This is a genomic window from Gracilimonas mengyeensis (assembly GCF_900182705.1).
Taxonomy (GTDB): Bacteria; Bacteroidota; Rhodothermia; order Balneolales; family Balneolaceae; genus Gracilimonas; species Gracilimonas mengyeensis.
Window position 1 is genome coordinate 75,856 of the sequence record NZ_FXTP01000010.1, and the last position, 25,195, is coordinate 101,050.

Below are 25,195 nucleotides of genomic sequence, written 5' to 3' on the forward strand. Positions count from 1 at the left end.
AAAAGCCATAAAAAAAGCCCCGTCTGAAAAGAAGGGGCTTTGTAATATCTTATATGTAACCAGCTATTTAGGCAAGGTCCTTGGTCATGAAGTACCATTTTGGGTCGCCATATTCAAAACCCACTTTTTCGTAGAGGTTGCGGGCCGGGTTGTCTTCCCGAACTTCCAGGGTAATTTTGGAACAGCCCATATCTTTGGCTTCCTGCTTTACCGTTTCCAATAGCTTGGTACCTACTCCGTAGCCGCGAGCTTCTGGCTTAACAGCTACATCGTGAATTTTAAATACCTTGCTGGCGGTAAAAGTGGAGAAGCCTATAAAACAGGTAACAATACCCATCGCTTTCTCTCCAAGGTAAGCGATATAGGTCATGGTGGTTGGGATTTTTTTCATTTCGGCAATCATATCCACGCGGACTTCTTCGTCCAGTGGTTGGTCTTGTCCCATGGGATCACGGGCAAATAAGTCTACAATCTTGACTATATCTGAAGCATGTTTAGTATTGTTTAAGTCTGCTTTTATAATTTTGACGTCGGTTTGAACGTCGGCTTCTGCAATCACTTTTTTTGATTTTATTAAAATTAGGACTAAAAGTTAAAAAGATTAGGTGTAGGGATAAAGTTTAAAGGCTAATCCTAATAAATCTTTTTAATGAGGTAACATTGCCTTCAAAATTTAAATTTTATACTAGAATGATAACGCCTTTTAAAACCATTAAAGGTATTATTCTATTTGGCTTTAGCGGTCATGATATCTTCCCAACGGGTAGTGTATTGTTTACTTAGGTAATTCTGCTTCATAGTCCATTTGTTGTGTTGTCCTTCCTTTTTATGAAGACCAGTAGCTGCAAAAGCCGCCGTATTCCGTCCATGGCGGGTATTGATTTGGTCCATGCATTCCATTAAGCGAAACTGTTTTTGAGTATATAGCTCCGGGTCAAACAAGTCCATTTGTACTTCGCTGTGGGGAACTAAACCGGTGAGCATAATAGCAGCCTTTTTGTATTTGGTATCTGGCAGATGAAGAGAGCGAGTGATCCGTTTGCCAGATTCAATCAAGGTAGGGGTGTGAGCCGTGGGCACCTTAAAGGAGGTATAAGCACTGTACTTATATTTCGATTTCGGGTTCTTAAACTTGTCGCCGATCAATGTCACTTGCAGGTTAGAGGCAACGGATCCCTGGGCTCGCAGTTTTTCAGCTCCACGGCTGATGTAAGTAGCTACGGCTTCTTCAATAGGTTCCAGCTCAAAAAGAGGTTTCCCAAACATGCGGGAGGTTAAAATGCCTTTGCGTGATTCCAGGGCCTCGCTGATTTTCATACAGGGCAAACCATTGAGCTCCAATACAGTTCGCAGTCCGGTCACATTCAGGTGCTTGCGTACCCATCTTTTATTATTGATGGTTTGTTTCAGGTCCAGAGCGGTTTCAATATGATGGCGGTTTAAGCGAACGGTTAGCCCATGACCAATTCCCCATATTTTTTTCAGAGGCATTTTTTTTAAGATGTGATTGGTGCCGGGATGATCACATAAATTTAGCACTCCTCTGAATTCAGCATTACGCTTGGCCGTTTCATTGGCAATTTTGGCCAGGGTTTTGCTGGGGGCTATCCCTACAGAAACAGGGAGACCGGTCCATTTGTAAATGGTTTCCTTAATGATGCGGCCATATTCATCCAGGTTTTGGTAGGTGTTGGTTGAAAGCTCTGCGAATGCCTCATCAATGCTGTACACTTCAATATCGTGTGTCAGGTCTCGGAGGGTATCCATTACCCGGCGCGACATATCCCCATACAAAGGATAGTTGGATGAACGCATTACCACATGATTCTGCCTGAAGTAGTTCTGATATTTAAAAGCAGGAGCCCCCATGGGGATTTCAAGTGCTTTAGCCTCTTCCGAACGGGCAATCACACAGCCGTCATTGTTGGACAAAATGACGATCGGTTTACCTTCCAGCGCAGGATTGAATACCCGCTCGCAAGAAGCGTAGAAGTTGTTGCAGTCAATCATGGCATATGCGATGCTGCGTCGGCTTTCAAAAGATTGGGGAAGATTCATGGTGCATTAGCCTTAGGGTTTATACCTGTGTATCACGTGGGTTACTACGCCCCAAATCATCCAGTTGGTATCGCTTCGGATAGTTATGGGCTCAAATTTTGGATCGTCGGAAATGAGAAAAAGACGAGAGCCGCGTTTCACCAGACGTCGTATGGTGGGATCCTCATTAATGGCAGCAATGACAATTTGCCCGTCCCGGGCTTGAACCGAGCGGTCAACGACCAGGATATCGCCGTCATGGATACCTGAAGGCTTCATGGCATCGCCTTCCGCGCGTACATAAAAAGTAGCAGCTGGGCGCTTAACGATCAGTTCCTCCAAATCCAGCGGTTTCTGCAGGTGGTCGGCTGCAGGTGAAACAAAGCCTGTTTCCGCTTTCTGTGACAGCGAAACCTGGTTTTTAGGCTCCTTGCTTGAGCCGCCTTGATAAATTGTTAGTCCCTCCATAAAGCCTCCTTACACATAAAAAATACATGTGTAAAATATATGTATAAATGGAGATTGTAAACCAAAATTCTGAGAAGATGGGCAGAATTATTTAGCGAAATTGAGGTTAAGAAATCAGGGGGATAGATGTAGAAAAAGTTATAGGAACCGATGCTTTTTAACGAGACAACAATGCAGGGTTGAGGATAGATATCGGGGATGGAAAGGCATTGTCCTTGTGTACCCATCACCAAATGTTCCTATGGAACATGGCACATATCACATATTCTTTTCTACCCACGAGGCGTTCCGCTGGAACGACGTGGGAAATGGTATTCCGTATAAAATTGATTTATAATTTGTAGCTCAACTAAAGATTGAGCTGCTTTCCGAAATGAAGGTCCGGTGGGTAGAAAAAAAGGCTATTTAAACCGTCTTCAAAAGGCGCTCCGTAGGAACGATTGGTGGGTAGAAATTTGATGGTGCACAACGGGGTAGCGTTCCAGCGGAACGCATGGTGACTGTGAGAGTTTGAGTTTCCTGTCGTGATTATCCGCTAAAATCAGCGTCATCCGCGTTCTATTCCCTTGCATCCAAAGCTCCGATTCAGTCAGCCTTCATACGCTTCCCGCAAATTCCGTATTTGTTCAAAGTGCCGGCGCTGGTGGGCTTCGGTAATGCCAAAACAGGAGGTTAGTGACATGGGCACAAACTTAACCACAGGATTCTTCGTTTTGATGCGATCCAAATCCAGTGCCTGTAGCTCTGCTGACTTTAGACTTGCCAGCAATTTATCCTGTAATTCCAGAAAATCCTGAAGTACCACCTCTTTATCCAGATCTGGTTGATCTACAGGTTCAAAAGAGGGTACAGTGGGGAGAGGACGTTTATTTTGAGGACTAACCTGCCGGATAAACCACCTAAACACAAAACCGGGCTCAAAAGGCGGTTTTCCTTTTATTAGAGAAGCGTCAGGTTCAGAAAGGCGAGCGTTTATTTGCCCATAATACTGATTGCCAGCCTGTACCAAGTGGCTCAATATTTCACCAATACACCATTTGTCTTCTGCCGGACGGCGGAGAAAGGTCTCTTTATCTAAATCTGAAACTAAGGTTTGGGCTTGTTTTTTGGCATCTTCTAAAGCATCAGAAAAATATTGATAGGTATATTGCATGGCTACAACCATTTTTTCTTGCGGAAATAGAACAACATCACCACAGCTGCTACTATCATGATTCCCCATACGGCCGGGTATGCCCAGGGTACGGATAGTTCAGGCATGTATTCAAAGTTCATCCCGTAGATACCGGCAATAAAAGTAAGCGGGATGAAAATAGTGGCAATGATGGTGAGTACTTTCATCACCTCATTCATCTTGTTGCTTACCTGACTCATATGCATATCCAGCATGCCAAGGGCCATATCGCGGTAGTTCTCAACACCGTCAATGATTTGCACCAAGTGATCGTACACATCCCGGAAAAAAACTTTATTCTCCTCATCAATCAAAGGAGATTCCTCCCGGAGCAGGGAATTCAGGCTGTCCCGCATAGGCCATACGGAACGCCTGAAAAAGATAAGTTTTCGACGTAATGCATGGATTTTTTGGGGGATATCTTCATCTGATTCCTGCAGAATCTCATTTTCCAGATCTTCAATCTCATCTCCCAGCTTTTCGAGTACTTTAAAATAATGATCTACGATGGTATCGATGAGGGCATAGGCCAGGTAATCTGGTCCATGATTCCGTAATCTGGGTGCTCCGCTTCGCAGGCGGTGTAAAACCGGTTCATAAATTGGAAAATCATCTTCCTGAAAAGAAAGCACTGAATTGGAAGATAATACAATGCTAACCTGTTCAACATTTAGCACCCCAGTATCTTCGGAAAAACTCATCATCCGCAACACAAAAAACATGTGATCGGGATATTCTTCAATTTTAGAGCGCTGATTGGTGTTTAAGATATCTTCCTGTATAAGCGGATGGAGCTCAAAGTATTGCCAAATCTCCTTCAGTTTTTCAATGTCATGTAATCCGCACACATTAATCCATGTTTTTGAGGGAGAATCGAGATAAGGTTTACTGTCCTCAATTTTGGAAAGATCGTGCTCACTAAGCTGCTCTGCATCGTAATCATACAGGTTCATGAGAACATGATCGAGCCGTTGTTCTCCGGTAAAATGCAGGGTGCCGGGGGCTTGTCCCGGTTTTTTGGTCGTCTTTCGCTGTTTCAGGAAAGAAGGGACCGGCAGGCGTTTTGTGATTTTTCTAACCATAATCTGTTTGTTTTTCCCAAGAGTAACGCAGAAATGGGAGGAGGGCAAATAAAAAAATCCCGCATCGATCAAGATGCGGGATTTACGGGGTTTGGGTAAAAAATCTATGGGTTATTGATTGCCAATACGGCCTTCTTCAGCGGCTTCTTTCAGCTCATCATTGGCCCAAATAGCAATTTCAACGCGTCGGTTTTGCTGGCGACCTTCAGCTGTTTCGTTGGTGGCTACCGGCTTGCTTTCTCCGTAACCAACAATGGTCATTCGTTCAGCATCCACGCCGGTAAAGGCTGCAAATTCAGCTACCGAACGGGCACGTTGTTCCGAAAGGTTTTGGTTGAATTCTTCGGTGCCACGGCTGTCGGTATGTCCGGCAAACATGATATTAGTGTCTTTATAATCTTTTAGTACACGGGCCAGATCTTCAATATCTCTCTTGGCCGGATCCTTTAGAGTGTAGGATTCGGTATCAAAAAGAATACCGCCGTCAAAGGTGATTTTAATCCCTTCACCAACTCGTTCTACTTCAGCATTCTGGAGTTCTTCTTCCAATTCTTCTGCCTGGCGGTCCATGTAATTACCAATGGCTGCACCCGTTGCGCCACCTACAGCGGCACCTACAATAGCACCTGTAGTGGTGCTTCCGGCAGCTTTACCTATCACAGCGCCCGCTAATGCCCCGGCGCTGGCTCCAATCGTTGTACCCTTAGCGGTTTTGCTCCAGTTTTTACAGGCCGTGAAAGGCATCAGCAAGGCCACGATTACAGCAAGTATTTTAAAATTGTACGTCTTCATAGAAAGTGTTCGGTTTGATTGATATTCACTTTCTTATAAAGCTATCGGGCAGGAATGTTCCAGAAAGAAATTGCTGCAAAAGCATACAGCTTTTATGGAAGAGAAATTATGCTAAAAGCCAGCATAAAACCCCACAGAACCATAGGCTGGCTCTGTGGGGTAGAGATTATCCTGCAACTCTAAAGGCTCTTTTGGCGCGGTTTGATTTGTGGTTTTGGGTGGACTTATTTCTTTTGTTAACCGGATCTCTGCCCATAACTTTATGAAGTATTCGTCTCGCTGGAGGCATCGTTTTTTTAGTGGGTTGAACCGGTTGCCTGGATGGTCCCTGATCGGTTTCACCTAAAAGATGGGTTAACTCTTTTACCAATTCCTTGAGCTCAACCGACTGACTGGAAAGTTCTTCAGCGGCACTGGCACTTTCTTCAGAGTTGGAAGCATTGTCTTGAATGGCCCGATCCATTTCTGCCATCACGGTATTCATTTCCTCCACGCCTTTGGATTGCTCCTTGGCGGCCCCGGAAATTTCCGCAATCAGTGTGAATATTTCATCGATGCTTGCAGAGATTTTTTCAAGACCTTTTGAAACATCTTCGGCAACCTGAGTGCCTTTGGCTGTGCTCTCTTGCGATCCGGCAATGAGTCCGGAAGTATCCTGAGCAGCAATAGCACTGCGTTGGGCCAATTTGCGTACTTCGTCGGCTACTACTGCAAAACCTTTGCCGGCCTCCCCGGCTCGGGCAGCTTCTACGGCGGCATTCAGGGCTAACAAATTAGTCTGAAACGCAATGTCATCAATGGTTTTGATAATGTTGGATGTTTTTTGAGAACTTTCCTTGATCTCGCGCATTGTCTCGTTCATACGCTCGATGGCCGATAATCCCTCTTCAATCAGCGGTTTGGTGATATCCATTTGCTGCTCGGCCTGTCCCGCGTTGCCAGCTGTTTGTTTCAACTGGGCAGACATCTGCTCCAGAGAAGCCGTAGTCTGTTGTATTCCTGCAGCTTGTTCGCTACTGCTTTGGGCAAGTTCCTGACTGGATGAGGAGACCTGTTCCGAGGCACAACCCACTTCTGCAGAAGCATTGGAGAGCTGATAAATACCGGCTTCCAATGGTTTTACAATTTTATTCTTCACATAATAGGAGATGGCAAAGAATATCCCCAAAGCCAGAAGGAAAAACAGAATACTGGCACTAAACTCGCGGTTTGCAACGGCCTCCATTTTCGTAAGCTCTTTGCCAGAAACATCACCCACTTTTTCCGATAATTGTAGTGCGGTATTGATGGCTTTGGTAGCGGCATCAATCCATTCACCGGCGGTGACTGGGTAGACCGCTCCGTTGGCACTGGCTTGATACACTCCCTGACGAATACCTTCATATTCATTTAAAAACTGATGCTCAAAGACCTCAATAGCCTGCAGGAGATCCTGGTCTACACCGGTTGCACTTTTCAGGGCCAGTATTTTTTGGGCTGATTGTTCTACAATGGTTCGGTATTGGTTTAAAGTTTCAAGTGATTTCTCAGGTATGGGTTCGCCCGCAGGTATGATGGTTGAAATAATTGCGCGCTCGCGTCCGGCATATTCCGCAAGGTATCCCACATTGCTGCGGATTACGTTATTATAATGGATGATATTTTCCTTCGGTGTTTGTGGAAGAAAGAGTGCATCCCGCAACGCGAATTCTGCAAAAATCAGGTTGGTGGCTGTGGTCATCCAGGTTGATACATCGATGGTGCCTTGCAGAACTCTACTTCGGGATGAGGCAACTTTAGCCCGTGCATCCTCAACATTATCAACAAGTCTTTGTAATTCATTGCTGTCCATTGCATCTGCCAGTTTCTTTGCTTTTTCTGTGGCTTGCCTGGAGAAAGCATCTCCTTTTTTACCTAGTTCATTGTATTGGTTGATACGGTTTGAATCTCCGCCCGCCAATAGTAAACTTCCAACGCCCCGCTCTACCGCTTGCACACCGGCCGCTTGATTCAGGTACCCGGCTGCAGAGGATTTCAGGATAAAGTGGTCGGCGTCATTTTGTATGCCCCTGGCATCATAAATGAGAACCCCGGATAGTATGACGATAATGCCCAGCAACAATAGCAGCATGCTGGTTATTTTAGCTTGTAGTGTTTTCATAAGATTTAATTTTATCCCGACCAGAGAGCCATACTTATTGTTATTTGAATGTATGCTGGATCTCTTGATCTGTTTAGTTGACATAACATCAAAGAGGTGATGTTTTAATCACGATCAGCTCTTGAAAATTTTATTTAAGACATTATCGTCTTTTATTAGTTATCACTTAAGCTATTGTTTTATCTAATTCATTTTTTCCAAGATGGGAATGGGAAGCTTAATAATTAGCCTGGAATACCATATAAATCAGGTGGGAAAACTGTAGAATAATCAGAGGGCGTAACAAAATATTCTAAGCTTTGGTGAAAATTCGTTCCAACGCAGAGCGTATGGAACGAGGGGGGAAGGGGCCTCAAGGTGTGTCAAAAAATTACAGCTATCACGCTCAGATTTAACTTAAAGTACAGAAAGGCTTGAAGGGTTTGAGATGGCCGAGCCAAACTATTCGACCAGAGGTCCCCTCAGGCATTCCGAACCGGAGGTTCGGAACGAGTGAGATTGTAAGTATGGCACAATGGTTACTGGATAACACACCGCAATAATCCGCTTAATCCGTGTCATCCGCGTTCTGTTCCGATTTTAGGAGCTTTTGGCCGAACAACTTATCCGGCCTAAGCTTTTATACCACTTCAGCCCGGAGTACTTCCAGTGGCGGCTTGTTGTGCACTCCGCGGGTGTTGAGCAGACCTATCAGTAGTACAAGAGCTGTAAGAATCAGGATTTCAGCCCCGATGATGAAAAAGTCTGGGACGAACTGTATATCAAAATAAAAATACCCGATGAGGTAGCTGGCGCCGAGGGATAATATCAACCCGGTCAAAGAGGCCATCACCCCAAGCAGCACGTATTCTATCACTTGTATTTTGATAACCTGACGTTTGGAAGCGCCGAGGGTTCGCAATAACACCGCCTCGCGGATGCGTTGAAAACGGGAAGTTGCCGCCGAGCCTGCCAATACAATCAAGCCGGTAATGATACTGAACAGCCCAATAAACTGAATCACAAATGTAACTTTATCCAGGAAGTTACGGACGGTATCAAGGACTTGTCCCACGTCAATAGCGGACACGTTTGGATACTCCTGAACCAGTTCCTGCTGCAGGCGCAGGGAAGCTTCCCTGCTTTGGGTTTTGATGGTGGTAGCAAAAAACTGTGGGGCATTTTCAAGCACGCCGGAGGGAAATACCACGAAGAAGTTGGGGGAGGGCTGGTCCCAGGTAACCGTTCGTGTGCTGGCAATGTAACTTTGGATGGGAATACCTTGCACATCCCAGGTGAGTGTGTCGCCGATTGAAGCATCGAGATTGTCCATTTGATCGGCTTCAATAGAAACGGGTACAATTTCATTCATGCCGGCCTGACCAATCCATTCGCCTTCTACCAGAGTTTCGGTAGGCAGCAGGCTGTCGCGATAGGTGGAACGGTATTCGCGATTGAGGGCCCAGCCGCTAACATCACGGGTGGTATCGGCGTCAATTTCCTCCGTGGTTTCTCCATTGATGCTTTGCAGACGCATGGTCACAATAGGCACATTCTGCAGAATTTCATGTCCGTTGGAGGTAATAATTTCATTCACGCCTTCATTTTGATCGTACTGAATATCATACAACGCCAGGTTGGGCAGGTCTTCCTGATCCCCAAAATCAATTTGGTCCAGCAGCATATCCTGGGTTAGATAGAGGGAGCTGATCATGGTTACGCCCAGCCCGAAAGTGAGCAGGAGGGTAGTAGTTTGGTTATTGGGGCGGTAGAGGTTGGCCAAACCCTGACGCAGTTCATACGAGAACCCAGCGCGCAGAAATTTGCGTGAGCCTTTCATAATGAGTTTGGCAAAGCCGGTGAGGAGTGCCAGGCAGGCTACCAGTCCCAGGGTAAAGAACAGGGCAGGCAGGAATTCGCCAATCATCAGCCAGGCATAGCCGGTGACAAAAATCAGCAGAATAAAAGAAAGAATGGCTTTAGTGTTGTTGGTCAGCAACTCAATCAGGTTAATGCTGATGGAGCGCAGGGTAAACAGAGGCGAGATCTTTTTCACAGCCAGCAGCGGGAAGAGGGCAAAAAGGATGGAAATAGCCAATCCTGTTCCTATCCCAATGGCAATAGAAAACCAGGAGATGTACAGGTCAATATCTACCGGTAGAAAATCCTGAACTAGAACTGGCAAATATAGTTGAATGATGGAGCCCAACGCAGCGCCCAATACCGAGCCAGTGAGTCCCATGGCGGCAGCCTGAATCAAATAAATAAGCAAAGCCTGATTAGAGGAAACACCCACGCAACGCAACACGGCCACTGTATCTATTTTTTGCCGGATATACACAAAAATGGAGCTGGCTACTCCAATTCCACCCAGCAGCAATGCTATAAAGCCAATCAAATTCAAAAAGTTGGAGAGATAGAGGATGGCTTCACCTACTTCTTCTTCGCGTTCATCCACGGTATCGTAGCCGAAGCGCAGGTTTTGTTGATCGCGAAGTTGGTCGAGGCGGTCATCCACGTAAGCCATGTCGGTGCCTTCGGGGAATTTATGCCAGGAGACGTACTCCAGCCGGCTCCCACGTTGCAGCAATCCGGTTTCTTCCACATTTTCTTTGGGGATAAAAATCCGCGGACCAAAAAAGCTGGCTGCTACAGGCTGACCCGGAATCTCAATCAGGGTTCCTTCAATTTTGTAAGTGATTTGCCCGATTTTGACAGAATCTCCGGGTTGTAAGTCAAACAGCCGCATGACCGGTTCATCCACCAAAGCCCCACCATTCTGCTGAAAGGTTTGGGCAGCAGAGGCCGGCTCGGTAATCAAATCCCCATAAAAAGGAAATCCTCCTTCCACAGCAGAAATTTGGGAGAGACGAGTAGTTCCGGTCTTTGGGAAAAAAGCCATGGAGTTGAATTCCAGTGCGGTGGAAACTTCTCCACCAAGAGAATCGAGGACGGCTTGGAGTTCCTCCTGGAAAGGGGCATTGCGTTCCACTTCTAAATCAGCGCCAAGCAGTTCCTTGGCCTGACTTTCGATACTGGTATTTAGGTTGGCCCGAAAAGAAGTGATCGCCACCTGTGCGGCCACGCCTACGATAATGGCGGCCATGAAAAGAAAGAGTTTGGAGCGATTGGAACGGGAATCGCGCCAGGCCATTTTAAAGGTCCAGAGCAGAGATTTTTGGTTGTTCATAGACTTACCCGGCGGCCGTTTCAGGTTGAACTTCGGCGTGGGAGTCTTCAAAAACCTGCCCGTTTTTCAACTTGATGATGCGATCACATTTCTTGGCTAACTCCAGATCGTGCGTGACCATCACCAGCGTAGTGCCTTGCTGTTCATTTAAATCAAAGATGAGTTTCTCGATATACTCGCCGGTTTCGGTATCGAGGTTGCCGGTGGGTTCATCCGCAAACAAAATTTTGGGTCGATTGATGAATGCACGGGCAATGGCAACGCGCTGTTGCTCTCCGCCTGAAAGCTGGGTGGGGTAGTGATGGGTGCGGTCGCCAAGTCCCACGCTTTCCAATAGTTGGGTTGCTCTCTGCCGCACTTCTTTGGTGGCTTCTCCCCGAAGTTCGAGCGGTACCATCACGTTTTCAAGTGCTGTCAAGGTTGGCACCAGTTGGAAAGTTTGAAATACAAATCCCACATGCTGGTTGCGAACTTTGGCGCGTTCGTCTTCATTTAATGGATTTAGCGGGATGCCGTTGAGGGTGACACTGCCGGAAGTGGGGCGATCCAGTCCGGCACAAAGGCCCAACAAGGTGGTTTTACCCGATCCGGACGGGCCTACAATGGCGCAGGAGATGCCTTCGGGAATGGAAAAATTGATGTCATCGACGACGGTCAGGGTTTTGTCGCCGCTTTGAAATTTGCGATACAGCTGTTGTACTTCGAGGATATTGCTCACGTTGCGTTGCTAAATTGTTTTAAGTGATACCGTCTCAAACAACGGTTTTTGCCAGAAACATTCCTTTAAATTTTGAGAAAGATTACGGAGAGAATGGGAAAAGGTTGTTTTGAATATCGAATAATGAATATTCAACATTGAATTTCGAAGTAAAGGTCTGATGTTGGTATTATTTGCTGTAGGAGGCTTGGGAAATCCTCAGCATGTCAAACAACTTAACGGTATAGAAGTCTAAGACTTCTCAAGTTTCAGCTTGTGTGCATGTCATACGTACTCAGGACTTCCGTTTTTCAGTTGAAAACTGAAAAGATCGTTGGGATATGATATTCTGTATCCAGGCTTTGTATTATGTTACATAACTGTAAAGCCACCAGGGAAAGTCTCTCCTTGAGGAGAGATAAATTAAAAAACTGTTCCTTTTTGAATTTTGAGAGGTGTTGGCGCCAGGGGAAACATGATGTCGATACTGCATACAGCAACTGGTGTTTAGCAAATAGGCTTCATCCACCACTGCATGTCAAATATCCTAATTGGTATAGAAGTCAGAGACTTCTCTGGTTAAAGGTACATGCCATGTCTTGGGTACTCAGGGCTTTAACTTTTCAGTTGCAAACTGAAAAGATCTGTGGGTGGCAAATATCTTTGGATCACTGATAACCATTAGAGTCCTTGGCTTCCCTCTCCCTCGCTTTGTTGGACAAGCCAACACGCATTCCCTCTCCTTGAGAGGGACAAATTTCTGCCAGCTATTACACATTAAACTACGTTCAAAATCTTGTTAAAGCCCCATACTTGTGCCTCTTCGGAGAGACCGGCTTTTGAGCAGCCTTGTGCTGCTGAAAAACCTGGGAGGGGAGTTAGATATCTCTCAAAGAATGAATCATCAACAAAATAAGTTTATTACCTTCCTTGTTATCATTGCCAATCAAAAAAGTCAATTATCTGTTCATGAAGTTTATTTTTTTAGTTTTATCTATGCTGCTTGCCGGGAATGTGCAGGCCCAGGATTCCGAACCTAAAACCATTCTCTTTTTCGGGGATAGTATTACGGCCGGTTTGGGAGTGAATAAAAGTCAGGCCTTCCCGGCGCTCATTCAAAAAAAGATTGATTCACTGGGATGGAATTATGAGGTGATAAACGGCGGGCTTAGTGGAGAAACCTCAGCCGGCGGCCTGCGTCGCATCGACTGGGTGTTGCAGCGTGAAATTGACGTGATGGTACTTGAATTGGGCGGTAACGATGGGCTACGGGGTATCGAGCTATCATCTACCAAACAAAACCTGCAGCAGATTATTGATAAAGTGCAGGCCAAATATCCGGAGGTTCAAATCATTCTGGCCGGGATGCAGGTGCCGCCTAATTTAGGGCAAGAATACACCCGGGAATTTCAGACCATCTACCCCGAATTGGCGGAAGAAAATGACCTGCCATTAATTCCAATGATTATGGACAAACTGGGTGGTGATGAGGATTTGATGCAATCGGATGGGATTCATCCAACGCCTAAAGGTCATCGGGTGATTGCGGAAACGATATGGGAAAGGCTCAAGCCTATGCTCACCGAATAGGTCATTTCTCAGGGCGAAAGGTGCCCGGATAAAACAGCTTATCACAAGGTAAAGAATGATACGGTCGTCAATGCTGTTGACATATTGAATTTGAACTAAAAAGAATCCATATGAAGGCAGTACAAGTAAGCGAGAAAGGCGGAGATTTTGAAGTAGTTGAACGGGATATTCCTCAAATAAATGACGATCAGGTGTTAATAAAAGTACAAGCATGCGGGGTATGTCATAGCGACCAATTTGTGAAAGATGGTGTTTTCCCGGGATTAGAGTATCCCCGTGTTCCCGGTCATGAGGTGGTAGGAATTATCGAAAAAACCGGTGCGAATGTAAGCAGTTGGAAAGAAGGACAACGCGTGGGTGTTGGCTGGCATGGTGGTCATTGTTTTGAATGCGAACCTTGCAGGAGAGGAGATTTCATCAACTGCAAAAATGCCAAAATAACCGGCATCTCTTTTGACGGTGGATACCAGGAATATATGGCTGCTCCTCAAGAAGCCTTGGCTATGGTTCCAGAAAATTTAGAATCAGCCGATGCAGCTCCTTTACTTTGTGCCGGTGTTACCGTTTTTAATGCCTTACGAAATACCGAAGCTCAGGCCGGCGATCTGGTTGCCATCCAGGGAATCGGAGGATTGGGGCATCTTGGAATTCAATATGCTCATAAAATGGGATTTAAAACTGTTGCAATTTCAGGCAGTCGCGATAAAGAGAAACTGGCTAAAGAGCTTGGCGCCGATGCGTTTCTCAGCATGAAAGATCAGGATGTAGTGGAAGAGTTGCAGAAAATGGGTGGTGCTAAAGTGATATTAGCAACGGCTCCAAGCAGTGACGCAGTTACGGCCATTTTTGAAGGCCTTGGGCCGAATGGTACTGTAGTGGCGGTAGGTGCGGATATGCAGCCTGTTGAGTTGGCTACCATGCAGTTTATCACCGGCAAGAAAACCCTGACTGGTCATGCCAGCGGAACGGCAATGGATTCTGAAGATACCTTGAACTTCAGTGCCTTATCCAAATCTACACCCATGATTGAAACCTATCCTCTTGAAAAAGCGGCCGAAGCCTATGATCGAATGATTAAAAATGAGGCTCGTTTCAGAACGGTGTTGGTGATGGACTAAATATATTCATCTACTAAGCTCTCAAATATTATTATAATGACTGGCGGATAGTTTAATGTATAATTAAGCTATTCGCTTTTTTTATGTGTTTTAGTAAAACAGATGATAATTATTAAGATTTATTAACGGTTGTAACATATTGTATGTCAATTGCTCCTTTAATAAACAGTAGTAGTGATATAGGGGAGAAAAGGGGATGACACAAAAAAAGATAAATAAGAAATATAGTATCCAAGTCAACGAAGTAAAGGCACGTAAGGCTAAGATCTGCCTACAAAATAATCTTGCAGACATCGGATCTACATCTGATTGGGCAAGGCTATGCATGTGTTCAAGAACACAACTTCATCAAATAATCAATAATTACTATGGTGTAACTCCTGCAAATATGATAAGCCGTGCCAGGTATAAAAGAATTATAACTATGCTCTATGAGAATCCTGATATGACGAGTAGTTATGCGGCTTATAAAGTTGGTTTAAGGGATGAACAGGGTATGTATAAGTTTTTGTCAAGGAAATACGGTACAAATTTTACCGAGCTAAGATATTGTATTATTAATCATCGTATTTGAATATTGACCACTATTTATATACAATTTTATAAAAATTTTGAACAAATAGGATATAAATATTACATGATGGATAGAATGTCCTGTAGGATTTAAGTATGGCTTGATATTTATTGTTTGAAGCATTTTTTGCTATAAACAAACAGTAACAAAACTTCGAGGTATGTAAATGAGAAAAGTAAAAATGTATCTAGGAAGCATGATTGCAATGGCATTTTTTTGTGCTCTATTGCTCGTAAATGTGAAAGTTGGTGTTGATACAAATGCCGATGTGCGAGCAGAATATGTAGATTTTTCTATAGAACTTGCAGAAGCCTATGCTGGACCTTGCGGTAGACGGGGATGTGAAGGAAAAACGGGTGATTGTGGAGAGTCCTATGCTGTTGGGGAAATAGGCAACATAAAATTAATGAGATACTGCAGAGGAAAAAAAGGATAAGCGAATCAAATCGCTAAACATTAACTATTAAAGGCGCCTGTTTTGGCAGGCGCTTTTAAACTTTTAGAGGGAAAATCATGTCATCAAAAATATTTTTATTCACAATTTTGTCTTTCTTTATGGTGTACCATAGTGTAGCGCAAGTACCCAAAGAGTTTAAAAAGAACTGGGAATCTACTCCCCAGACTGTACAAGCACGAGTGGGCTTGGATACCTTGATTTATGATAGTGTACGTATCAATTTATTAGATTTAGGATATTTTGATGTCAATTTTTTGGATGTTGACTGGAATGGTAATCTTGGCGCTTACGATTTTGGCTTAGAACGAATCCTCTACTTTCCAAAATCAGATTATATGAATATAAAAGAATATGGAGACGGTGAGGGGAGAGGTCCGAGGGAATTTATGAATGCCTATGACTTGAAGTTTGACAAGAATCAGAATATTTGGCTTACTGATGTTGGTGAGGGACGTATAAGCCAATGGTCCAAAGAGGGTGAACTTTTACAAATATTTCCTCCTTCAAAAAAATATGTATTACCTGCAAGGCTGGCTGTTTGTGATAATAATACATTATTTGTTATTTCTGAGCAATATTCCAATGATGGCTTTTATCAGCACATTGGTTTAGATGGAAAACATCTTAAATCCTTCAAAAAAGTGGATAATCATTTTTTTCAATTTCCATCTTACTCCGACGGTGAATTAGATTGTGATCAACAGGGAGCTTTATATCATGCAGGTATATATAGGGAGTATATTAGGAAATATGATTACGAAGGAAACTTAGTTTTTTCAAGAAGTGTCGTAGATTTTGAACCCAATCCAAAAGATTTGATTAAGGAAGAAAAGGAAGGATTGTTTGGTAAATGGTATACTAGAATTGAAAATATTCGAAGAGCCAGCGGCGATGTAGTGGTTCAGGATGGCTTGATATATGTTGGTTTTTCAGGAAAAAAACCAGGGGAGGCCTATTTGGGTATGATTGATGTCTACTCTTCAACGGACGGTGAATATAAATACTCATTTACCTTTCCTTATCGCACCCAGGAATTTACCATATTAAACGATAGGGTATATACTTTAGAATTTGATGAAAATGAAGACTTGTATTTAGCAGTTTATCGGCTACCTAAATTTCGACTTTTGACCGAGGGTATAAGATGATGGATAAAAAATTCATAGTTGCTATAACTTTTGCACTCTTACTCTTTTTTCTGAACATCTATACACTTAACAAAAAGCAAGCCTGCACAGCTAAAATGCAAGAGGCTGAGCAAATTTATGATGTACTCAAATATCAAGAAGAAATACAGGAAATAAAGGGGGCTAAGATTTCAAGAAAGTTTTCTGAAAAATATATGAGTGGTAAGGCTGTGCGATTGGTAGCATTGTTTCCTAAAGAGTATTGCAATATATGTATGGAAATGGAAATTCCTTGGCTTGAGAAGATTGCGGATAACTATCCTGGGAATCTATTAATAGATAATGCTGATAAAGATTATGACTTGTTATCAATAATAGGAAATAGAACAGTCAAGGAAATACCTTTTCAAGGTTTTTTGAACGAATCGGAGATAAATCTACATAGAATTAAAGTTCCCATAATATTTTTAATAGATAAGCATGGGATTATTCATGATGTCTACATCAACGATTACAGAAAACCTTATATCACAGATAAGTTTTATGAGAAGACCATATCATTACTCTCTTTAATTTGAAAGTTTAAATCCAAATAATAGCTATGCATATTGGATGAAAAAATTTCTTTTATTTGTGGGTGGTGTGATAGTGCTTAGTTGGCTGGTTAAGGGTTTGATTTTTTCGATATACCATGTGCCTACAAATTCAATGGTTCCTGTTATAGAGAAAGATAGTTATGTACTTGTTTTAAAGTACGTTTATAACGTGAGATCACCAGAGTACTGGCCATTAACGAATAATAAATTTCCCATATTTAGTTTCATTGGTACGAGTCAAATTAGAAAAGGGGATATAGTATTATTTGATGATCCATTGGCCCCTATCATGGATCATTCAGGTGAAAAGGATGACTTGCTAAAACGTTGTGTTGCATTTCCAGGAGATACCCTTTATCAAAAATTAGTTCTAAATGAAAAGAATGGTGAATTAAGAGTTGAATATAAACCCTGGAATACTAAACACCTGGAACCTGATAACAATGTAAGAATGTGGGTAATACCCGGAGATTCAACTAATGGAGGCTGTTTTGTATTAGGGGATAATTATAATCACAGTTTTGACAGCAGGTATTTTGGGGTAGTCCCGGAAAAGCTTTTGATTGGAAAGGCGGTCCTGAAAATATGGCCTTGGCCACCAAAAGTTATTTCATAATGGTTAAAACCTATTTAATCGACAGCAAATAAAAATAAAGATATGAATAAAAGTAAATGGATTATGTTGTTTATACCTGCTATGCTATTGACCGTAACTTATAACTTTACCGTTCAAGGCAGAATTGTAGCTCAGAATATATTTGACAAAGAAAAGGTCGTATACATGGGATACGAGTTTGAAAGTAGAGCGGATTCCGGTGCAATAAATATGCTACTTCCAATTATGGAAATAATGGACATAGAAATAGAAGAGCTTGAAGAAGTCATCCTAGATTACGATAATAAGTCGGAATGTAATATTCAGATCAAAGGTACAAGTGAAGGAAAAGAATTTGATCTTACAACTACCATTGGGGATATATCTTGCATGGAAATGAAAAAAATTAAAGAAGAGCAATAGTTCTGGCAGATAGAAGCCCAACTCTTTTAATTTAACTCAAAAGGCATAAATCATGAAGACCAAGACTAAAAAATTCTTTCAGGGATGTTTATTAGGAATCGCATTTTTTGCATTGCTATTAATCGGGGAAGGAAGTCCGTTATTTATGGAGAAACCAGCTAGTTTTTTTCTTGGAATAACTTTCGGGATCCTGCTTTTCGGTTATGGTGCTGTTAAATTTCCAAGGGAATTCTGGAAGGCCTGGTTTCCAAAAAGAAATACTCAGCAATAAGTTTCCATTTTTTGCAGAAGCTCTTCAACGAAGCCCTCGTGCTCGGGCTTCATGAATACACTGCGTAGAATAGTGACCTCATCGCTGTTGGCTTCAACTTCGGGGTGTACGCGGGTAAAGGTTGAGACCGGTACACGATAAAGCGAAACGTAGAATTCTTTTTTTCGCATCCCTGCTTCGAACACTTCTTTTGCGCGTGTAGAAACCTTTGATGTGGAAGGAGCCGATGGAAAATAACCTACGATATCCAGCTCCGGCTTTTGGTAGGCCTTAAGTTTTGAGCTTTGGCTGAGCAGATCATAAAACAGAAGGGCAGCCTTCCTACATTGAGCCAGTATAGGGCCGAATCCCTTGTCTTCTTCTAAAGGGAATAACTCCAGGGTAGTCCAAAAAGCGACAGCGGCTGCCCCAGCCCTTGAGCACTCCAGACTAATTTCTCCCAGGTGCAAATCTTCTGAAGTAAAATAGGTGTAGGGAGAATCGTGTTTATAGAATCTGCCCGCCAAAGGGTCTTTAAATAATACGCTTCCGCATCCATAGGGCTGGAGGCCGTGTTTATGTGGGTCTACCACGATACTGTCGGCTTCTTGCATGAGCGACCAGGCACGGCTTTCCAGTAATTTTGAATCTTTCAGTGCCCTGAAAAAACCTCCATATGCGGCATCTATGTGTATTCTTATGTCATGCTTTCTCGCCCAGGGTAAGACTTGTTCTAATGGCTCCACAGTTCCCAATCCCGTGGTTCCCAGTGTAACGACAATAGTACCAATTTCATCGGGGTTGATGGAGTTTAAGTCAAAAAGCCCATTTTCCAGCGTAGTAATTTTTTGGCTCTCCATCCCTAAAACCTTACACATACGTTCGTGTGTATAATGGGCATTTTCTGAAAAGAGAATCTTTTTTCCAGGATGAGATTCACGAGCCACCCACAAGGCTTCAAGGTTGGCAATGGTTCCGCTTGCAGTGAGATGTCCAAGATAGTCATCCCCATAACCAAAAAACCGGGCCAGCTTGGCGACAGCCTCTTTTTCCATTTCAGAAGAAGGAGGGCCGCCATCCAAGGCATGGTTGTTTGGGTTTATAGTGGATGCCAAAGCATATGCTGCCCAGGTTAGCGGGTGTGGAGGCTTCAGCATTTGTCCCGCATACACAGGATGGTGAAACGGGTAATTACATTTGAGGCGCTCTACCAGATTATCAAATACCGATTGCACCCGCTCGTCAGGCACCTGCAGGCTTGGTGCACTTTCCCAGTTACCAAAAGACTTGCGCCACTCCTGAAGCTGTTCAAGAGAAGATTGAAGTATACGGCCTGACTGCTTGTCCATATTTTTTAATTGTGTGTGTTCAATACAGGTTAACCGATACTCCGGCTGAAAGTACCTGCTTTACCTGGAGCTCACTGGAGAAATCGTTATCGTATCGCATTTCAAACTGGAAGGAAGCCGAAACGATACTATTGATCTTACCAATCAGCTCATTCGACCAAATAACATCGGTTTCATCTACAGGAATTAGGAAATTGGTGAAGGTTTCTACACCGCTGGTGTACACTATATTTTCAAAGATTTCTTTCTCAAAGGTGATACCGGTTGTTAAACCACCTTCTGAACGGATGGTTTCGTCGGGCTCGAGTCCGTAATTCTGGGCCAGGCTGTCGTCGGTAACAATGGTTTGTTTGAGTCCTAAACCGGCTTCAAACACAAAGCTGCCTCCTTCCGGTTTATAAGCGATACCAGCACCTTCGGTGAGATATCCCGGAGCCATAAAGTCAGAAATAAGTACATCGGGCTGGCCATCTTCGGTGGCATATTTATATCCTTTATCAAATTGGGTGCGGAAGTTAATATTAGCATAACCCGACCAGGATTCATGGTTGGCAAAGGCATAATTGAACCGGTTAGTAATGGAAATAACGTCATTGGTTTTTCGTACCCCTTCGCCTTTAACATTAGATTGACCGTATTTAAGATTGGTGCGGAATCCATAGCTGAATAAGTCTTCCTGGTACAACAACATATATACTGAAGAGGCGGTACCACTAATGGAGCTTACTCCACCCTGAGACCAATTATTATAGGATGCCTGAGAGCCATTCAGGTTGGCTACCCAGCTTTGTTCCCAACCTTTGAGCGTATCGGGGATGGTGATGGTTTGTGATTGAACGGAATCGGCTACTGACAGTAGAACAGCAAAAGCCAGTATAGATTTAATCATTAATTTCATGGATTGTAATTGTTGATTATTTCAATTCTAAAGAAAAAACAGTTGTTATCGATTCTTAAAAAGAATTGCTTCTTTCAGCATTCCATCCTGGAGCATTACTTCTATATGCTCTCCCTGTTTGGTAGGTACGGAAATACCGCATAATTCAGTGAGTAAAGGATAACGACGGTGCCCCCGATCTAGCAAAACAGCCAGTTCAATAACGTTTGGTTCATATATATCGCAAAGGTCGGAAAGAGCGTCAAACATCGTTTTGCCGGAGAAGATAACATCATCAACCAGCAATACGAACTTATCGTTGCAGTCAGGCAGTGGGGTTTCGGAAGGATTGCCGGCGACCTCGTAACGGTGTACAGGGATATTGGAGTCCATTACCTTGTTCAGCGTATCAGCAAGTTCTTTGGCCGTGGCAAAACCACGTTCGTTTAATCCAATGATTACTAATTGATCATCGGCTTGTAATTGCTCCCAAACCTGTAGTGCCATGCGATGAAGGGCACGCAGCATGCGGGGGCGATCCATTAAGGTAATTTGCTTTTTCATGGGCAAAATTTAAATTTAGCTAAAGGTACCGTTTTCTATAGATAGTGTTAAAAAAATATCAAAATACATGAGAAAATTTGTACCTTAACAGTGTTAACCTGAACAAAACCAGAGAGTCCATGAAACGTGGTATAGGTGCATTGATATTCGGAACTTTAGGTTTTGCCGGCGGTTTGGCCGCAGGCTTTTTGCTGGCCCCCCGCAGTGGTAGAGAAAACCGGCGCTGGCTCGAAGATCGTGGGCGCAAAATAAAAGCAGACAGCGAGAAAAGAATTGACAAGGTGTCTCAGGGTATTCGGGAATCTGTGAAGAATTCCGTGCCTGATTTATACGAAGCCACCGAAGAGCTTCATTTTTCAGAGGAAGAAGAAGTGGAAGAAATAACTCGCCATGGCTAAACAAGGCTTCCAGCATTCCGAAGCCTTTTTGCAGTGGATTTGGGAAAACCTGCTGTTCGAAATCGGTGCGCTCCAAACAGATGACGGTAAGTCCCTTCAAATCATCAAGCAGGGCTCTTTAAATCATTCCGATGGCCCAGACTTCAAGCATGCAATCCTTGAAATAGAAGGGGTGCGCTGGCATGGAGATGTAGAAATTCATACCGAAAGCAATCACTGGGATGCGCACAACCACCAAATCAACCCGGATTACAACACGGTGGTTTTACATGTGGTGGCCGAAGAAGAAAAGCCGCAACAGGTTTACACCGAAAACGGGAGCCGCCCTTATGTAATAAACCTTTGGTCCTACCTGTCGCCACAGCTGCATCTTTTTCTGAATAGCTTTCAAAACACAAGTAGTCTGCCATGCAGCTCAAGCTTGAACTTCATCTCTGAAGATGCGTTCTACCGCCAACTTCAGAAAGCACATCTCGAATATTTTGAAAAGAAGGCGGATGATTTTCTACGCTTGTATGATCCGGAACTGATGCCCTCAACGGCCTGGAAGCACGCACTGGTTTTGTCGATTTGGGATGGGTTGGGCATTTCGCACAACCGGCGCGCCATGCAACAAACAGCAAGTAAGTGGCTGGAAGCGCGCACAGCTGAGGTACAATCTTTAGAAGATGATCTCGAGTTGGCATTCAATGCAGCCGGTTTTGAGGACGCACTCTCAAATATCCAATGGAATTATAAAGGCATGCGTCCGGCTAGTCATCCGCGCAGGCGCATACCCGAAGCTGTACGTTTAAGCCGGCAGGTTTTGGATGAACCTTTTGAAAATATGCTGCACAAGTCCGCTACTGAGGCCTGGAAGCACTGGTTAGAAAAGGCCGGAATAAAATCTACTTCACGGTATGAAATTTTATTTGGAACCGTGTATCTTCCTGCCCTTTATGTGCTGGGTAGCTTATTTGTGGCTCACACATTAAAAGAAACTGCCCTGCAGCGGTGGAAGAGGCTGAAGTCTCCGATACCCGCTACCTTGCTTGAACCGTTCAAGAAATTTGATTTAGAGGATCAACGGTATCAAAAAAAGCTTGGAAGTGTACATCAAATCAAGGCCTATTGCAGGGCTGGCCAATGTTCTAAATGTTTTGTGTTAAAAAAAGCGATTCAGTCTTGATTGATTTGAAAGTGATTTCTATCTTTGGAGTCTGTCGATGACACGCATTGCCCGGTCGTCTAATGGCAGGACAGCTGGTTTTGGTCCAGTCAGTGGGGGTTCGAATCCTCCCCGGGCAACTTTGTTACTAAAGGATGACTGTTAAGCCATCCTTTTTGTTTATTAAATACCTGTTTGTCGATTTATTGCGGCCGACTGAATTCAACCTGAACCGACTCAAAGCTATCACACTATAGTGGATACTCCTCTGGCGATATTTTCCGGTACAAGCAATCCGGCTCTCGCACGCGCTATTGCAGAAGAATATGGTACCGCTTTAGGTGAGGTTACAATTAAGAAGTTTTCGGATGGGGAGCTGTATTGTAAATACGAGCAAAGCATTCGCGGTGAGGATATTTTTGTGGTTCAGTCCACTCCGCCTCCCGGTGACAATATTATTGAATTGTTGCTGTTGCTGGATGCGGCCAAGCGTGCATCGGTAAAGCGGGTAACGGCAGTTATGCCATATTTTGGGTACGCCCGGCAAGATCGCAAGGATCAGCCAAGGGTATCCATCGGTTCAAAGCTAATGGCCAATTTGTTGGTTAAGGCCGGGGCTGATCGCGTGTTGACCATGGATTTACATGCAGCCCAGATTCAAGGATTTTTCGATATCCCGCTTGATCATTTGTATGCAAGCAGGGCTTTTATTGATCATTTTACCTCCAATCCCATCGATAACCTGGTGGTGGTTGCTCCTGATGTAGGAAGCCTGAAAATGGCTCGCTCCTATTCAAAAAAGCTGGGTGCAAGCCTTGCTTTTATTGATAAGAGACGCCCAAAGGCCAATCAGTCAGAGATCATGAATTTGATCGGGGAGGTAAAAGGAAAGAATGTGTTAATTGTAGACGACTTGATTGACACTGCCGGTACGTTGACAAATGCTGCGGCTGCTCTTAAAGAAAGAGGGGCCTTAAATATTATAGCTATTTGTACCCACCCGATTTTGTCGGGTCCGGCATTTCAGCGAATTGAGGATTCGCCCATTGACGAGTTGTTAGTGACAGATACCGTGCAGCTTCGCCAGCCATCGGATAAAATTAAAGTGCTGAGCATTGCCAACATATTTGCTGAAGCTATACAACGTATTCACACCAACGACACTATTAGTGCACTGTTTGATAATTAAGATTTAAGGTAAACGCATTATGGCACAACCAGATTTTGTAAAATTAGAAGGAACCAAAAGAGAGACCAGCAGACAAGCTAACAAAGCTCTCAGAGAAGAGTTGCGAGTACCTGCTGTTCTTTATGGGCCGGAGGTTGAGGAAAACATTCATTTCTCTATTGATGAGCTTGAACTTGAAAAAATTCTCCGCGCTCCGCAAACCAAGCTTCAGGAACTCACCGTTGACGGAAAAACGTACAAAACGCTGCTGAAGCGTACGGAATTTGATCCGGTAACCGACCGTCCGCTGCACGCAGATTTTTATGTATTGTCGGATGATCACAAAGTTACACTCCGTATTCCGATTAAGATTACCGGAAGTGCGAAAGGTGTGGTTGAAAATGGTGGTCGTGTATTTAAGCCTCTGAACTATGTTCGCATCCGCGTATTGCCAGAAAATATTCCTGCTGAATTTGAGCTGGATATTTCTCCACTCGAAATCGGCCAGTCATTGCATATTTCTGATCTGGATCTCGAAGGCATTACCCCGTTGGATGATTTAGGCCGTACTATTGTTACGATTCGTCCTCCAAAAGGAGCCGACTTCCTCGAAAATCTTGTATCTGGTGTTGCTGAACCTGAAGAGGCCGAAGAAGAAGTGGCTGAAGGTGAAGTGGCCGAAGGTGAAGAAGCTGAAGGCGAAGCTGCCGAAGGCGAAGAAGGAGAAGAAGAATCCACCGAAGAATAATCTTCTTCATGGGCTTCACCCCAAACTTAAACGTGATCTCTTTGTAGCAATGTCCCTTATTATCGGTTTAGGAAATATTGGACAAGAATACGAAGGTACACGCCACAATATAGGATTTGAAATTGTTGACGTAATAGCCGATACTCTTTCTACAACATTTGGCCCGGGCGACGGGCCTTTTGTGGTTGCAGAGGGCAGACATAAAGGCCGCAAGGTAGTGCTTATAAAGCCTACTACCTATATGAACAGAAGCGGAACAGCGATGCGTAAAGCTCTTAACCGGTACAAAACCGATCACAGGGATAGTTTGGTTATTTATGACGATTTAAATCTGGATGTTGGAATCATCCGGCTTCGTCCGAAAGGAAGCGCAGGCGGCCATAATGGTATCGCCGATATTATTGAAAAATTGGGTACCAATGAGTTTCCCCGAATGCGTTTTGGGATTGGCAGTGACTTTGCTCGTGGCAAGCAGGTAGATTATGTTTTGTCTCCTTTCAAAAAATCAGACCAACCGTTTTTAGAAGAAGGTATGCAAAAAGCGCATGATGCCGCTTTGAGTTTTGTACGGGATGGCATCAGCAAGACGATGAATCTTTACAATTAATTACGCCAGGCTTTTTGTAGCTTCGGCGTAACACTAACCTTAACAAAC

At 43.8% G+C, this 25,195-nt stretch carries 25 protein-coding genes and 1 tRNA gene; 14 read left to right on the forward strand and 12 right to left on the reverse strand.

Translation table 11 applies throughout. The features are described 5' to 3' along the window. Positions 1-67 precede the first annotated feature (67 nt). The 9 genes from FN815_RS12005 to FN815_RS12045 form a co-directional block, all read right to left on the reverse strand. The gene (locus tag FN815_RS12005; protein ID WP_142454882.1) at positions 68-559 is read right to left on the reverse strand and encodes a GNAT family N-acetyltransferase; all 492 of its coding nucleotides are present in this window, start codon (positions 557-559) and stop codon (positions 68-70) included. Positions 560-726: 167 nt separating this feature from the next. Beyond that, positions 727-2,058, reverse strand: coding sequence for a Y-family DNA polymerase (locus FN815_RS12010; protein WP_142454883.1), 1,332 nt, complete (start codon positions 2,056-2,058; stop codon positions 727-729). A gap of 12 nt (positions 2,059-2,070) precedes the next feature. Beyond that, a complete protein-coding gene (locus FN815_RS12015; RefSeq protein WP_142454884.1) occupies positions 2,071-2,505 on the reverse strand; it encodes a LexA family protein in 435 nt (144 codons plus the stop codon). Between the two features lie 589 nt (positions 2,506-3,094). Beyond that, positions 3,095-3,658 (reverse strand): DinB family protein, encoded by a 564-nt coding sequence (locus FN815_RS12020; RefSeq protein ID WP_185957281.1) that lies wholly within the window; start codon positions 3,656-3,658, stop codon positions 3,095-3,097. Positions 3,659-3,660: 2 nt separating this feature from the next. Continuing rightward, the gene (corA, locus tag FN815_RS12025) at positions 3,661-4,761 is read right to left on the reverse strand and encodes a magnesium/cobalt transporter CorA (protein WP_142454886.1); all 1,101 of its coding nucleotides are present in this window, start codon (positions 4,759-4,761) and stop codon (positions 3,661-3,663) included. A 111-nt stretch (positions 4,762-4,872) separates the two neighbouring features. After that, entirely contained in the window at positions 4,873-5,553 is a 681-nt protein-coding gene (locus tag FN815_RS12030; RefSeq protein ID WP_142454887.1) for a YiaD family glycine zipper/OmpA-like lipoprotein, read from the reverse strand. A gap of 166 nt (positions 5,554-5,719) precedes the next feature. Continuing rightward, a complete protein-coding gene (locus tag FN815_RS12035; RefSeq protein ID WP_221930312.1) occupies positions 5,720-7,693 on the reverse strand; it encodes a methyl-accepting chemotaxis protein in 1,974 nt (657 codons plus the stop codon). Positions 7,694-8,312: 619 nt separating this feature from the next. Continuing rightward, the gene (locus FN815_RS12040) at positions 8,313-10,862 is read right to left on the reverse strand and encodes an ABC transporter permease (RefSeq protein WP_142454889.1); all 2,550 of its coding nucleotides are present in this window, start codon (positions 10,860-10,862) and stop codon (positions 8,313-8,315) included. 4 nt (positions 10,863-10,866) lie between these two features. Continuing rightward, positions 10,867-11,580: an ABC transporter ATP-binding protein gene (locus FN815_RS12045; RefSeq protein WP_142454890.1), complete on the reverse strand. Its 714-nt coding sequence runs from the start codon at positions 11,578-11,580 to the stop codon at positions 10,867-10,869. 948 nt (positions 11,581-12,528) lie between these two features. Between FN815_RS12045 and FN815_RS12050 the strand changes: the two genes are divergently transcribed. The 8 genes from FN815_RS12050 to FN815_RS12085 all read left to right on the forward strand — a co-directional run bounded on the left by FN815_RS12050 (position 12,529) and on the right by FN815_RS12085 (position 18,039). Beyond that, the gene (locus tag FN815_RS12050; RefSeq protein ID WP_142454891.1) at positions 12,529-13,149 is read left to right on the forward strand and encodes an arylesterase; all 621 of its coding nucleotides are present in this window, start codon (positions 12,529-12,531) and stop codon (positions 13,147-13,149) included. 110 nt (positions 13,150-13,259) lie between these two features. Next, on the forward strand, positions 13,260-14,267 hold the full coding sequence (locus tag FN815_RS12055) for an alcohol dehydrogenase (RefSeq protein WP_142454892.1): 1,008 nt from the start codon (positions 13,260-13,262) through the stop codon (positions 14,265-14,267). Between the two features lie 196 nt (positions 14,268-14,463). Further along, positions 14,464-14,841, forward strand: a complete 378-nt coding sequence (locus FN815_RS19340; RefSeq protein ID WP_142454893.1) for a helix-turn-helix domain-containing protein — start codon at positions 14,464-14,466, stop codon at positions 14,839-14,841. Between the two features lie 166 nt (positions 14,842-15,007). After that, positions 15,008-15,277: a hypothetical protein gene (locus tag FN815_RS12065; RefSeq protein WP_142454894.1), complete on the forward strand. Its 270-nt coding sequence runs from the start codon at positions 15,008-15,010 to the stop codon at positions 15,275-15,277. 77 nt (positions 15,278-15,354) lie between these two features. Then, positions 15,355-16,446, forward strand: a complete 1,092-nt coding sequence (locus FN815_RS12070; RefSeq protein WP_142454895.1) for an NHL repeat-containing protein — start codon at positions 15,355-15,357, stop codon at positions 16,444-16,446. Further along, a complete protein-coding gene (locus FN815_RS12075; protein WP_142454896.1) occupies positions 16,443-17,003 on the forward strand; it encodes a hypothetical protein in 561 nt (186 codons plus the stop codon). Before FN815_RS12070 ends, FN815_RS12075 begins: the two co-directional genes overlap by 4 nt. 34 nt (positions 17,004-17,037) lie before the next feature. Further along, positions 17,038-17,637 (forward strand): signal peptidase I, encoded by a 600-nt coding sequence (gene lepB / locus FN815_RS12080; protein ID WP_142454897.1) that lies wholly within the window; start codon positions 17,038-17,040, stop codon positions 17,635-17,637. A 42-nt stretch (positions 17,638-17,679) separates the two neighbouring features. After that, positions 17,680-18,039, forward strand: coding sequence for a hypothetical protein (locus tag FN815_RS12085; protein ID WP_142454898.1), 360 nt, complete (start codon positions 17,680-17,682; stop codon positions 18,037-18,039). Positions 18,040-18,300: 261 nt separating this feature from the next. Here the strand turns inward: FN815_RS12085 and FN815_RS12090 are convergent, their stop codons facing one another. Genes FN815_RS12090 through FN815_RS12100 form a run of 3 tightly spaced genes read right to left on the reverse strand, consistent with a single transcriptional unit; the run spans position 18,301 to position 21,079 of the window. Beyond that, positions 18,301-19,638: a pyridoxal phosphate-dependent decarboxylase family protein gene (locus FN815_RS12090; protein WP_142454899.1), complete on the reverse strand. Its 1,338-nt coding sequence runs from the start codon at positions 19,636-19,638 to the stop codon at positions 18,301-18,303. Positions 19,639-19,657: 19 nt separating this feature from the next. After that, the gene (locus FN815_RS12095; RefSeq protein WP_142454900.1) at positions 19,658-20,536 is read right to left on the reverse strand and encodes a DUF3078 domain-containing protein; all 879 of its coding nucleotides are present in this window, start codon (positions 20,534-20,536) and stop codon (positions 19,658-19,660) included. Between the two features lie 45 nt (positions 20,537-20,581). Next, entirely contained in the window at positions 20,582-21,079 is a 498-nt protein-coding gene (locus tag FN815_RS12100; protein ID WP_246075270.1) for a phosphoribosyltransferase family protein, read from the reverse strand. Positions 21,080-21,198: 119 nt separating this feature from the next. On the opposite strand from FN815_RS12100, the gene FN815_RS12105 reads away from it, so the two are divergent. The 6 genes from FN815_RS12105 (at position 21,199) to pth (ending at position 25,147) form a co-directional block, all read left to right on the forward strand. Further along, positions 21,199-21,477: a YtxH domain-containing protein gene (locus tag FN815_RS12105; protein ID WP_142454901.1), complete on the forward strand. Its 279-nt coding sequence runs from the start codon at positions 21,199-21,201 to the stop codon at positions 21,475-21,477. Next, the gene (locus FN815_RS12110; protein ID WP_142454902.1) at positions 21,470-22,645 is read left to right on the forward strand and encodes a DUF2851 family protein; all 1,176 of its coding nucleotides are present in this window, start codon (positions 21,470-21,472) and stop codon (positions 22,643-22,645) included. Before FN815_RS12105 ends, FN815_RS12110 begins: the two co-directional genes overlap by 8 nt. Before the next feature lie 48 nt (positions 22,646-22,693). Then, positions 22,694-22,764, forward strand: a tRNA-Gln gene (locus FN815_RS12115). A 116-nt stretch (positions 22,765-22,880) separates the two neighbouring features. After that, positions 22,881-23,813, forward strand: a complete 933-nt coding sequence (locus tag FN815_RS12120) for a ribose-phosphate diphosphokinase (protein ID WP_142454903.1) — start codon at positions 22,881-22,883, stop codon at positions 23,811-23,813. A gap of 19 nt (positions 23,814-23,832) precedes the next feature. Then, positions 23,833-24,540, forward strand: coding sequence for a 50S ribosomal protein L25 (locus tag FN815_RS12125; RefSeq protein ID WP_142454904.1), 708 nt, complete (start codon positions 23,833-23,835; stop codon positions 24,538-24,540). 49 nt (positions 24,541-24,589) lie between these two features. Beyond that, positions 24,590-25,147: an aminoacyl-tRNA hydrolase gene (gene pth / locus FN815_RS12130; RefSeq protein ID WP_142454905.1), complete on the forward strand. Its 558-nt coding sequence runs from the start codon at positions 24,590-24,592 to the stop codon at positions 25,145-25,147. The last annotated feature ends 48 nt before the right edge of the window (positions 25,148-25,195 follow it).